Annotated in this window: 9 protein-coding genes; 7 read left to right on the forward strand and 2 right to left on the reverse strand. The window is 60.0% G+C overall.

The genetic code is table 11. The features are described from left to right. The first annotated feature begins 207 nt into the window (after window positions 1–207). From ACZ1HM_RS04470 to ACZ1HM_RS04500, 7 genes are read left to right on the forward strand one after another with little or no spacing between them, the layout of a single operon-like run. On the forward strand, window positions 208–645 hold the full coding sequence (locus ACZ1HM_RS04470; protein ID WP_472741514.1) for an NAD(P)-binding protein: 438 nt from the start codon (window positions 208–210) through the stop codon (window positions 643–645). After that, window positions 630–2,369, forward strand: coding sequence for an FAD-dependent oxidoreductase (locus tag ACZ1HM_RS04475; RefSeq protein WP_472741516.1), 1,740 nt, complete (start codon window positions 630–632; stop codon window positions 2,367–2,369). Before ACZ1HM_RS04470 ends, ACZ1HM_RS04475 begins: the two co-directional genes overlap by 16 nt. A 23-nt stretch (window positions 2,370–2,392) precedes the next feature. Beyond that, complete coding sequence (locus ACZ1HM_RS04480; RefSeq protein ID WP_472741518.1) at window positions 2,393–3,154, forward strand: hypothetical protein; 762 nt, start codon at window positions 2,393–2,395, stop codon at window positions 3,152–3,154. Continuing rightward, a complete protein-coding gene (locus ACZ1HM_RS04485) occupies window positions 3,151–3,303 on the forward strand; it encodes a hypothetical protein (protein ID WP_472741520.1) in 153 nt (50 codons plus the stop codon). Before ACZ1HM_RS04480 ends, ACZ1HM_RS04485 begins: the two co-directional genes overlap by 4 nt. Next, window positions 3,300–4,184: a polyprenyl synthetase family protein gene (locus tag ACZ1HM_RS04490; protein WP_472741521.1), complete on the forward strand. Its 885-nt coding sequence runs from the start codon at window positions 3,300–3,302 to the stop codon at window positions 4,182–4,184. The genes ACZ1HM_RS04485 and ACZ1HM_RS04490 overlap by 4 nt, the downstream gene beginning before the upstream one ends. A gap of 40 nt (window positions 4,185–4,224) precedes the next feature. Continuing rightward, window positions 4,225–7,521 (forward strand): ATP-binding protein, encoded by a 3,297-nt coding sequence (locus tag ACZ1HM_RS04495; RefSeq protein WP_472741523.1) that lies wholly within the window; start codon window positions 4,225–4,227, stop codon window positions 7,519–7,521. A gap of 14 nt (window positions 7,522–7,535) precedes the next feature. After that, window positions 7,536–8,513 carry an NAD-dependent epimerase/dehydratase family protein gene (locus ACZ1HM_RS04500; protein ID WP_472741525.1) on the forward strand — a complete coding sequence of 326 codons (978 nt, stop codon included), beginning with the start codon at window positions 7,536–7,538 and terminating at the stop codon, window positions 8,511–8,513. A 70-nt stretch (window positions 8,514–8,583) separates the two neighbouring features. Here the strand turns inward: ACZ1HM_RS04500 and ACZ1HM_RS04505 are convergent, their stop codons facing one another. Together ACZ1HM_RS04505 and ACZ1HM_RS04510 are read right to left on the reverse strand one after the other, a co-directional pair. Next, window positions 8,584–11,676: a hypothetical protein gene (locus tag ACZ1HM_RS04505; RefSeq protein WP_472741527.1), complete on the reverse strand. Its 3,093-nt coding sequence runs from the start codon at window positions 11,674–11,676 to the stop codon at window positions 8,584–8,586. Window positions 11,677–11,705: 29 nt separating this feature from the next. Next, window positions 11,706–12,362, reverse strand: a complete 657-nt coding sequence (locus ACZ1HM_RS04510; RefSeq protein ID WP_472741529.1) for an acetoacetate decarboxylase family protein — start codon at window positions 12,360–12,362, stop codon at window positions 11,706–11,708. Window positions 12,363–12,481 lie beyond the last annotated feature (119 nt).

Consider the following 12,481-nt stretch of genomic DNA (forward strand, 5'->3'; position numbering starts at 1 on the left):
GGCCACGTTGTGCTGCGCATTTAGGCAGAAGGCGTGGCAAATTTCCATGGGGCCCTGCGGCAAAAGGCCCGATGTCGATCTGGGGCTGCTGGAGGTGCTTGTCCTTCCCTCTCCGCGTGTGAAACTAGTTTTATTATCAGTGAACGGGGGCTTGCCGGGCTTGGGTTCTGTGGTACTCTGACCGGCGATTTAAAGCAGTTTATGTATATGCAGAAAAAGAAAAAAGTGGCGATCATCGGCGGGGGCTGTGCCAGTATTGCGGCGGCCATGGAGTTGACGGACCCAAAGCACAACGGGGCGTATGACGTCACACTCTACCAGACCGGTTGGCGGTTGGGGGGCAAAGGTGCGTCGGGTCGGGATGCCGATACGGGCCGGATCGAAGAACATGGGCTGCACCTGTGGATGGGGTTTTACGAAAACGCCTTTCGCATGATGCGCGATTGTTATGCTGAGCTGGATCGGCCCGAAGGCCATCCGATCCGCACCTGGGAAGATGCCTTTGTGCCTGACAACTTTGTCGGGGTGACTGAGGACCGGGGGGCAACCAATGGACCAACTGGGCGGCCTATTTCCCACCGGCAGCGGGGCTGCCGGGCGATCCTCTGGCCGACCGCAACCCGTTCTCTGTGCGCGGCTATCTGATCCGCTGCGTGCTTTTGGTGCGTACCTTGGTGCTGAGCGTGCAGGACGACACCTCAGAGCCTATCGAAGGCGCAGGCGATAGCTTGGCCACGGCGGTTTCTGTGCTGGTCTCTTCAATCGTTAAATCTGCGGCCAACAACAAGACCGCCTTCACCAAACGCACCTTGCAATACGGCAAGCTGGCTGTCAGCGGTGTCATCCTGGAGGCGATCAAGACGCTGCAAATCGCGCTTGAGGCGCTGAGTTCGCGAAAGGATGAAAAGCAGGCGGCGTCTTTGCTGGATCAGATCGCCCTGGTGGCGCAGCACCATTTTGACAACATGATCAAAGACGATCCCGAAATCCGCCGGATTTGGGAAATTGTTGATGTTGTGGTCGCCATTATTCGCGGTGTGCTGCGCGATGGGTTGCTGTTTGCGCCCAACGGGTTTGAGGCGATTGATCATTACGACTGGAAAGACTGGCTGGCGCAGAACGGGGCCAGCAAAGCGTCCCTGAACAGCGGCTTTATCCGTGGATCCTATGATCTGCTCTTTGCCTTTGAAGACGGTGATGTGACCAAGCCCAGCCTGGCGGCGGGGCAGGCGCTGCGTGGGGCGCTGCGGATGTTCTTTACCTATCGCGGGGCGCTCTTTTGGAAAATGCAGGCGGGCATGGGCGACATCGTCTTTACCCCCGCCTATCAGGTGCTCAAACAGCGTGGCGTACAGTTTGAATTCTTCCACCGGTTAGAGAATGTCGCCCTTTCCACCGACAAAACGCATGTTGCCGCCTTGCAGATGCGCGTTCAGGCGCGTGCCAAGAAGGGAACGGAATATGATCCGCTGGTGGATGTGCGCGGGCTGGAATGCTGGCCGAGCCTGCCGCTTTATGACCGTTTGGCAAATGGCGCGCAGCTGAAGAAAGAAGGCTGGAACCCGGAGATGCATGGCGCGTTCCGGTCGGTTGAGCAAAAGACGCTCAAGGTGGGTCAGGATTTTGACCTTGTGGTGCTGGGCGTGGGCCTTGGCGCTGTGCCTGAGGTCGCGGCTGAGTTGATTGCGGCCAATGACGATTGGCGACTGATGACCGAAAAGGTCAAACATGTGGCCACCCAGGCCTTTCAGGTTTGGTTGAACAAACCGGTAGAGGAGTTGGGCTGGAGCCTGCCGCCCATCAACATCTCAGGCTATGTGGAACCCTTTGACACCTGGGCGGACATGCGCCAGCTGATCCACCGCGAGGATTGGGAAACCGATCCACAGGCGATTGCCTATTTCTGCAGCGTGCTGCCGGACGCGGATGTGTTTGAGGATGGCGATATCACCAAAAAACCCGTCGGGGCCAGCAGCCATGTGCGCGACAATGCGGTGCAGTTTCTGGACCGCGACGTGGGCTATTTCTGGCCCGGCTCCACGGGGGCGGATGGATTTGATTGGAAGCTGTTGCACGCCGATGCCGTGCAAGGGGCGGCAGCGGACGGGCCGGCGCGGTTTGAAAGCCAGTTCTGGTCGGCCAACATCACGCCAACGGATCGCTATATCCTGTCGCTGCCTGGCACGCTGCAGTACCGCATCTCACCTTTGGAGGTGCATTTCGACAATCTCACCATCGCCGGAGACTGGACCGATTGCGGGCATCAGGCGGGCTGTGTGGAGGCGGCGGTGATGTCGGGTCTCTTGGCGGCTTCGGCGGTTTCCGGCTATCCTCGGCTGGAGCATATTATTGGGTATGATCACCCTTAGGGAACGGGACTGAACAAAACACGATGGACACGCAAGAACGCATAAAACGCCCGATCCCGCCCCGCACCGGGCCACGCCGCAATGTGCTGGGCGCGCTGGGGCAAACCGACGGACGCGCGCAGGGCGGCACCGCTCAGCCGCAGACGCCCCCCATGCAAGCGCCTGAGGATGGGGGCCATCCGCTTGGCCCAGGTTTTAACGACGGGGCAGGGGTGGATCCCAAAGGTGTGATTGATGAAGGCGTGCGCGCGGCCTCTGATCTGGTGGATGCGCATATCCGTCAGGGCGAGGAAACCGCCAAATCGCTGGCCAAAGGCACCAGCATCCCGTTGAGCCAGACGGATGTCTCTGGCCTGCTGACCGGCTTGGTGCGTGCCTATTCCGATGTTGCCTCTGTCTGGGTGGATATCGTGGGATCCTTGGCGCAAAAGGTAGAAGGGCTGGGGCAGGGCGGTGAAGGCGCTGCCGCGCCGGGGCCCGCGCTGGCACCAAACTTTGGTCTGAGCCTGATCAGCGCAGGCCGGGTTGAAACCCGCATTGAGATGTTCAAGCCGGTCCCGGCTGTGACACCGCAGCCGTTGGTCAGCTCCTCTGTGACGCCGCCTGCGCAAATCACGGACATTGCATTTGTGGCCGAAGCCCCTGCACGGCTGATGGTGGAGGTGCCCGCCGATCAGACGCCGGGCGTCTATCATGGCCTGCTATTGTCTGCTGAGGATCAAAGCCCCGCTGGGGTGTTGACCATCACGGTGCATGGCACCGGGGCGTCTGTGGGGCCTGCGTGAAAGATCAAGCCGTCGATACCGTATCGCTGATGCTGGACGAATATGGTGCGATGACGCGCAAGGTGATGGCGGGCTATCTGCCCCGCGAAGAACCCCGAGAATACCTTTACGATCCGGTGGCTGATTACCCCTCACGGGGGGCAAGATGATGCGTCCGAGCCTGTGCATCGCAACCGCGCGTCTTTTCGGGGCGGAGCCTGAGCGCGCGGCCAAGGCGGCGGCGGGCATTGAGATGTTGCACAATTCGCTGTTGATCCATGACGATATTGAGGATGAGAGCGAAGAGCGTCGCGGCCAGCCCACGTTGCATGCTTTGCACGGCATTCCGATTGCGCTGAATGCGGGCGATACACTGGCGATGCTCAGCATTCGCCCCCTGCTTGAGAATGTGTATGAGACCTGTCCCTGGCTGGCCATGCCGATCATTCATGACCTGGAACGGATGTCGCGCGAATCCGCCGAAGGGCAGGCATTGGAGCTGGGCTGGCGCAAAGATCCCACCGCGCGCCCGACCCGCGATGACTATCTCAACATGGTTTTGAAAAAGACCTGTTGGCTGGCAGGTATCTATCCGGCCCGTTTAGGGGCTATGCTGGGGCGGCGGGGGAAAATCGCTGACGATGCCTTTATCCGATTCGGGTTTTTCTTTGGGGCGGCGTTCCAGATTCAGGACGACGTTTTGAACCTGCAAGGCGGGTTAACCTATGGCAAGGAAAGTTGTGGAGATATTTGGGAGGCCAAATGGACGCTGATGCTGATCGATGTGGCGCGGTCATTGCAGGAAAAAGACAAGCCACGGTTCGACGCCTATCTCAGGAAATCTCGTGAAACCCGGACAGAGGAAGATGTCGCATGGGTTTTGGAGCAGATGTATGAGATCGACGCGATCGAGAAAGCGCAGATGTTTGCCCGGGGACTTGCAGGGGCAGCATTGGAAGAATTCACGACCTTGGTGCAGGACCTGCCCGATGGCCGTGACAAACGGTTCATCCAGGAACTTATAACCTGGACCTTCCGGCGCGATCACTAACAGGAAGCGCTGCGCCATTGGCGCAGTGGAGGGACAAAAAATGACAGAAGAAACGACGCCAACTGAGCCGCTGCTGGCCTGGCTGTCGGAGCATGGATTGGAACAATACCATGCCGCGATGGACGCAGAAGACATCACGCTTGATGATTTGACGGATCTTGACGATGCGGATCTGAAGGAGTTGGGCCTGTCCATGGGGCACCGGAAGGCCCTGCGCCGCGCGTTGGAGGCGCAGGGTGCCGCAGATCAGGCCGCGACCCAAGAACAGGGCCAGCGCCGTCAGCTGACGGTGTTGTTCTGCGATCTTGCAGGCTCAACCGAACTGGCGCGCCGCTATGATGCCGAAGACATGGCCGCGATCCTGCATCAGTACCATTCGCAAAGCTACAAGATCATCGAGCGCTGGGGCGGCAGGCCGCTTGGCACGCAGGGCGATGGCGTCATCGCCTGCTTTGGATTGCCGAGAGCGCAGGAAAATGATGCTGAGCGGTGCTTGCGCGCCGCGCTCGAGATCTCAGCTGCGATCAAGGCCCTGACGTTTGACGACGGGCTGCGCCTGCATTCCAGGATTGGTGTGGCCACTGGGCGGCTTTTTGTGCGGGGCGCGGTGGAAGAGCCGGGGAATGTTGTGGGGGACACGCTGAACCTGGCGTCTCGGCTACAGGACCGCGCGGCGCTGGACACCGTTGTGTTGGCCGCGGGCACCAAACGGCTCGTTGAAAAAACCGCCCGGCTTGAAAGCATTGGGGAACATGACCTGAAAGGCTTTTCGGAGCCTGTGGGCATCTGGACGGCCACCGGCATGTTCGACATTGCCGACCGGCTGAGCGCCGATGGGGGCGACGCAGCGCCAGGCATGATTGGCCGGGCTGAGGAAGTAGCCGTCCTTCAAGGTCTGTGGGAACAGGCCAAGGCGGGCAACGGGCAGGTGGCTGTGGTGTCTGGTGATGCGGGGATCGGCAAATCCTCGGTGCTGGATGCGGTGCGTCGCTTTGTGGAGCAGGATGCGCATATGCACATCCGCTATTTCAGCGCGCCGTTTTATGAAAACAGCGCGATGTTTCCCGTCATCGCCCAGCTGAACCACGCGGTAGGCATCCAGGCGACGGATGACGCAACCACTCGGTTGGCCAAGATTGAGGCGGTGATCGGCGCGGATGACCGCCAGCGCCTGCGGCTGATTGCGGATTTGCTGTCAGTGGATGTGGGCGATACTTTGCCCCCGCTCGACATGACGGCGGCCCAACAAAAACAAGCCACCTTTGCCGCTTTGCAAGCTGAGCTGGTCCAGAATGCAGCCGAGCAGCCTGTGCTGATCCTGGCCGAAGATGCGCATTGGGCGGATCCGACATCGCTTGAGTTTCTGACGTCCATCGTGACGCAGATCGTGCCTAACAACCGTGTCTTGCTGGTGGTCACACACCGCCCGACGGTTGATCTGGCCTGGGAAGGGCAAGACCGGGTGACGCATCTGAACCTGGATCGTCTGACCCGGGATCAAAGCCGCGAGATTGTATTGCGGGTGATGGGTGAGACGCCCTGCCCAGCTGAGCTGATGTATGAGATCATTGAAAACGCCGACGGCGTGCCCCTGTTCGTTGAAGAACTGGCGCGCAATGCGGCTGAGCAGATTGACGCGACCGGAGCGCAGAAGATCAATCTGCCTTCCTCCTTGGAGGACTCCTTGCGCGGGCGTCTGGACCGGCTGACCCAAGGCAAAAGCCTGATCCAGACGGCGGCGGTCTTTGGGCGGCGGTTTTATCTGTCGTTGCTACAGCCGATCTTGCAGATGAACGAGAAAAAGCTAGCGCTGGCTGTTCAGGAACCGGTGGATGCCAAGATCATCTCCACCGTTGAGGAAGCGAATGCAGACACCATGCTCTTTCGCCATGCCTTGGTGCAGCAGGCGGCCTATCAGGGGCTTTTGCGCACGCAACGTCGAGAGCTGCATGCCCAAATCGCGGCCCTTTTGTTGGAGCATCGCCCCGGCCTGGCGGAAACAGAGCCTGAGACATTGGCGCGCCACTTTGCCGGATCTGGTCAGCTGAGCGAAGCGATCCAGTACCTGATTGCAGCAGGCCAGCGGGCCAATTCGCGGGCGAGCCAGATTGAGGCGACCAACCATTACCAAGCCGCACTTGATCTGTTGAAAGACCTGCCCGCCTCGCCCGAGCGGGATGCCCAAGAGGTATTGATCCAGGCGCTTTTGGGCGGTGCCTTGATGGCTACGCGCGGGTTTGCCGCGCCGGATGTCTACAACGCCTTCGACCGGGCGCGTCAACTGTGCCAATCGCTGGGTGACAACCCGATGTATTGCTCATGCCTTTATGGGCTTTTCACGGTCAATGCATCCCGCTCCAACAAAGAAGAAGCGGTGGCTTTGGCCGATGAAATGGTCAGCACCTTTGGCGAGGCGCCTGTACCGTCCTGGGCCATCGCTGCGCATTTTGCGGCTGGCGTCGCGCAGTTTTTCCAAGGGCACATGGACGCCGCACAAGCAAGTTTTGAAAAGGCCGTTGCGCTTTATTCGGATGACCAGCATGGCCCGCTGGTGGAACAATTTGGCGACAACCTGGCTGAGTTTTCGATGTGCTATCTGCAGTGGCTGCATTTGCAAAAGGGCGATGTCGATCTGTCAGCAGAATACATCGACCGCGCCGAGCAGATGGCCAACGATCTGAACAACAAGAACGCGCAGACGCGGTCCTTTGCGTTTCGGATGGGCCGGCTGCAAGAGCTGGGCGATGTCGCTGCGGTGATCGGGCTTGCGCCTGAGGTGATCGAGATTTCGATGACCCAGGGCTATCCCTATTGGGCGACAGCGGGTCAGATTGGCTTGGGCTGGGCGATGGCGCTGTCGGGCCAAGAGGAAGGGGTTGAGATGATCAACGCCGGGCTGGGGTTCTTTGACATGATCGGCCAGGAAACCCCGCAGACCTATTGGCGCACCTATCTCATTGCGGGGCTGATCACCGCAGGCCGCAAGGCGGATGCTTTGGCAGCGGCGGATGATGCATTGGCCCGCGCGGACAAAGGGCTTGATGAGTTCTACACCGCGGCCTTGTTGCGGATGAAAGGCAAGGCGTTGCTGATGGAACCTGCGGATCCTGATGCGGCAGAGGCCTGTTTTGAGGCGGGCATCGGCTTTGCCCGGGCAAACGGGATGGCGATGCATAATTTGCAATGTATGAACGGCTTGGCCGGGCTTTATGCATCACAAGATCGCGGCGCAGAGGCCGCACCTGGGTTGCAGGCCGCGATCGAGCAGATCAAGGCAAAGGACGATTTTGCAGAGTTGTCAGAGGCCAAGGCCCTGCTGGCCAAGCTGACCGGCTGACGGGCAGGGCGTTGGTGGGCAAGGTTGTCGTCTTAGGGGGCACGGGCCACATCGGTGCTGCGATCGCGCGGGCCTTTGCGGCCCAGGGCGCGGATGTAAGCGCCATCGGCCGCAATGCTGCACCGCGCGCGAATTTGCAGGGCACCGCCGTGATCCAGCAGGCGGGCGATGACCGACAGGTCGATCAGCTGAAGGCCTGGTGCGCGGATGCGGATGTGATCGTGGATGCGGCAACCCCCTATCCGCTGTGGCGGCACGGCACGCAGGTACGCGGGGTGGTCGCCGAGGCGCGCGGGCGCATGCGGCATGTCATTGCGGTGGCCGAGCAGGCCCAGGCGCAACTGGTCCATATCTCATCCTTCACCACGCTGCCGCCCTCTGGCAGCACGCAAGACCGGTTGCGGCTGGCCACGTTGCGGGGGATGCACCCCTATTTTGAGCTGAAAGAAGCGGTTGAGCAGGAGGTCCATGCCGCCCTGCGCGGCGGATTGCGGGGCGTGGTGGTCAACCCATCGGCCTGCTTTGGACCTTACGATCTGAAACCGGCTGAGCAGGCCTATATCCCGATGCTTCTGTCTGGGAAGGTGGCGGGCACGCTGCGCCATACGGTCAATGTGGTCGATGTGCGCGACGTTGCACGGGGCGTTGTGGCCGCGGTCACAGCCGGGCACGCGGTGCCGCAGCTGCCGTTGCTGGGCCATGACATTCGCATTGATGAGCTGACCCGTCAGATCTGCCACATGGCCGGGGTGCCTGAGCCGCGTCTGAAAGCGCCGCTGCTGATGACATTGGCGGGTGCCTATTGGGCCGAAACCGCAGCGGCCCTGGTGGGGCGCAAATCCGCTTGGCCCAGTTTGCCGGTTCTGCTGACCGCCGCCGGGCGCGCCATGCCGCTGAGTGCCGCACAACAAGCGCTTGGGGTGTTGCCCCGCCCCTTGCCCGACACGCTGCGCGATGCCTGGGCGTGGTACAAAGAGATCGGGCACTGCTAGGGCTGGCGCATGCCCCCCGCGCTGACATCCCTGTCTGACATGCAAGACGCGCGGGCCAGTCGCAGCGCTGCTATCCCCGGATGATGCCGCCCGTTACCAGTTTGCTCAGCCGTTTGTTCAGGATCTTGGCAGGGTTGGGCAGGGTGTAGTTTTCAATGCTGCCCCGCTGGCCAATGGCGGCCTCTAAGGCGGCCATGTCTTCGCGGTGCGATAGCGCACGTTCACTAAACGCCTCTGCGATTTCCTGCAGGCCCTCAACGTATTCGGGATCATCGCGGAAGACATCGCTCGACACGGCCATCAGGCGGGGGATGGCCTCCTCCACCCGCGCCCAGTCAGCCGATTTCAGGATGTCGCTGGCGTGGATGGCGCGCATCAGCAGCCCGTGCTGGGTGAAATCTGTGCCCACCTGAAGCGCACCGGGCAACAGCGTGTCTGCGTAGGCGTTAAAGAGCTTGGGCAAACGGGTGCCTTCATCCTCGGTGTGTTTCTGCAGCTCTTTCAAGGCTTTCTCAAAAACCGGCTGTTCTAGATCGGTGAGGGTGTGCCGCATATCTGCGATCATGTTTTTAATCTGCGTTGCCGCATAATCATCGCTGCCGGCGTCTTCCACTTTCTTGTTGATGAAAGCGCCCACGCCGCTGATGAATGTAAAAAGCTCAGACCGGAAGCTCAGCAGATCAGCGGTGCGGCGTGCGACCTCACTTTTGAAGAACATCCGCGTCATCGGCCAATAGCCGTGCAGCCGCTCAGGCGTTGGGAAAAGGTCTTCTATGAATTTGTTCGGTACGGTTTCCGCGCGCACGCAGAAATCCGTCTTGCGGTATTTCCGGCGGTTTGTTCCTGGGCCAGGCCCCATTGGCGCGACAGAACGGAATCCGCGATGGTTGCCGGATCCAAGGTTGCAATGTCTCGCTGCCGCCTCTGATTGGCTGTATTCTTGCATCTGACCGGCATGGGCCACCCGTTCGTTGAACGCGGCGATGTTGAGTGTTTTGCCCTTCGACACCGCCTTGAGCAGCTTGCGGTCCGTTGTCACGAAGAGCTTGCCGGTTTCATATCGGTCGCGGATTGCCAGGCTGGAGACATCGCCATCCTCCAGATGCTTGCGGAAGCCGTCCTTTAGGAACTGCGCCGACACTTTGCGCGAATGCAGCCGGAAGGCGCGGGGGCGATTGCGCAGTTTGCAGACATAGTTCAGCTCAACCGGGCGGTCAGCGCAGAATTTGTCCGCGCACTCGATCACCTCTTCGGCGCGGGCGGTGTCGCTGGTTCTCCAGCCAAAGAGCTGTTCGACCACATCACCGCGTTGCCAGACGTGGCTTTTGACCCGTTCAAAAAGCGTATTGCCCGCCTCACGCGACAGATCTGCGGTAAGTGAGAAGGGACGCAGGGGTTCAAAAACCCGCACAGCGCGGCCATCTTGTTCATATTCGAACTTGTGCTTCAGCCCCAGGATTTCGCAAATCGGCTGCGTTGGATAATCGGTGATCGTGACGTGCAGCTGTTCTTCCAGCTCGCGCAGGTCAGCGAGTTTTTTCAGACGGTGCCTGCGCTGCACAAGGCCCTGGTAGCAGGCGTTCACCGTGTGGCGCGAATCCCGGAACTGTTTGAGAGAGAACTGGTTGATTGGCAGATCGCCCCCCAACAGTTGCAGCACAAAGCCCTGGCCCAGCTCAAGCGGCTGATGTTCGCGCTGCTTTTCCTTGGCTTGAATATCTTCAGCTAAAAGGCTGACCCAAGAGGTGACGGATTGGTACTGGTTTTCCTGAACGCCGGTGTGGGTCGGCGTGTGGCTGTGCAGCTCAAGTACGGAGCGTTCTTGCGCCTGTGCGCCGCTCATCAAGGCGGGCAGGACAGAGGCGCGCATTTCCAGAATGTCACGCTCGGCGCGGTCCTTGGACAGATCAAGGCTGAGCCAGTCGTTTTCGGCAGACTCGATCTTGGAGCTCATGGTCGGGATGCCCGACACTTCGCTGGCGGTGATCGCGGTGCCAATGTCATCAACATAGGAAAACGCCGACACAAAGCCGGTGGTCATCAGGTGACGTTTGGCTTTTTTGGCGATGACCTTGGGATCGGTTTCATCCTCATCGGCATATTTGTCGTCTTCAAACCAGTCGTAGGCTTTGACCGGCACGGCAAAGTTAATCTCGCGTGCGCGGCGTTTGGCCATGGCGTTCAGTGACGAATTCATCTGATCAAAATCGCAGATGATCAGGTAGACAAAATCGCCCCAGGCCTCAAACCGCATGTGGTTTTTGACGTTGAGATAATTGGACACAAAGCTGTTGAGAGCGGCGTGATCCGCCTTGATCGGCAACACCCGGACGGAGGCGTTGGGCATGCTGAACGACCCGCCAATCGCCTCGGATGCACCGCGTGCGGTGTTAAAGAAGTTCATCGTGCGGATGTAGTCGAGATCAAAGGCGTCTTCGAGATCACCAAGATCCTGCGGCTTACCCTCAGGTGGTGTCGGCTTGGCGTGTTCCAGCATTGCCTCAGTGGCTTTTGTGCCCTCAGGGGCGGGGGCGCTTGGGGTGGCCGCTTTGGCGTTTGCGGCGGCGGCTTTGGCACTCGCCTCGGCTGCTTTCGCTTTTGCTTCGGCTGTGCGTTTTTCGGCCAGCTGATGCAAGAAGGGGCCCATCGCCCATTTGTCTTTGCTGCCCTGCCAGACCAGCGTTTCGGCCAGCCCATAGGTCATATCGACCTGCATCCATAGGGGGCATACGGGCGTGAGCGACGCCACGATGGTGCCATCCGCCTCGCGTTCCTCGGCCACCTCTAGCCCCAGCGATTCAACGATAGGAAGCCCCGCCAGGCTGTGCACGTCCACGCGGAAACCGCCATCAAGCTGACCCAGCATCATGTTCTGCGGCCCCAACAGCCCGCCCCGCGCAAAGGATTTGACGGGCATCTTGGCGGATGTGATCGCCTGATAGCAGGTGGCGTGCGGATCGCCGGCATCGCGGAATTGCTTGAAGTTGATCGTGTTCGCGTAGGTGCGGGGGAAGAGCGACCACAGCGTGTCCCTGATCCCTGACATCCAGTCTTTGGGATTGGCCCAGGATTTCAGCCGGTCAGGCTTTAGGTTTTCGCGGAACGTGTCCTGATCTGAGAAGTTGGGCAAGACGGGGCTGCCGGTGATGCCGTCGCTGGCCATGCCGGCAAAGGTCGTGGCCAGATCCTTGGTCAGCCGTGCGACACCAGCGGTGGTGCTTGAAAGCTGCTGGAGCGGTTTTGTGATTGTGTCCAGGCTGGGCGGGATATCAAAAGCCCCGCAGCGCGGTGTTGGTAGACCGACAGAAACGGGCGGTATTGCTGAACCTCGCCTTGATAGGCGTGTGCTGCCCGCTTGGTGCTGACCTGAAAAACGCGGCGCGCGCCATGGGGGTCACGGACCCATTCGCTGACAGAAGGATCAAGCTGCGCCAAAAGTTTGGGCCAGCCATAAACCTCACGCCCGGTGCTCATCGACATTTCATTGTCGACAAAGATGAAAGGAGAGGTGAAGGCCCAATCGTGGAACTCAGGCCCATCCGGTGTCATGTTCAGCCAGCGCAGCGGGATGCCAAAGGCGACCTCGCGCTGGGACACCCAGCCCATGTTGGCGGCCTGCAGGGACATGCGCCCATAATCAAGGATCACCAGATAAACAAAGGGGATGAAGGGTTTGAACTGCACCAGGTGCGGTGCCTGATTGAGGTAGCTGTTACAGAAGGTCTCAAGCCGCGGCAGGCTGGCGCGCAGCGGGAAGACGGACATGGTGACGTCGCTGAACGCAAAGGGAGGCGACATTTGCAGAGAACTCGCCGCGCCGCGTGCTGTATTATAGGGAAAAGCCGCCATATCGCCCACCTGGATGTACCGACCCGTGGGCCTTTGGATCAGGTTAGGTCAAAGTGATTTTTCAAACAAGTCCGCAGGTTAGCGCAGAAATATGTGATGCGGAAAGGACCTGCGTTTGC

Source organism: Sulfitobacter sp. GN1-4, from assembly GCF_055693825.1.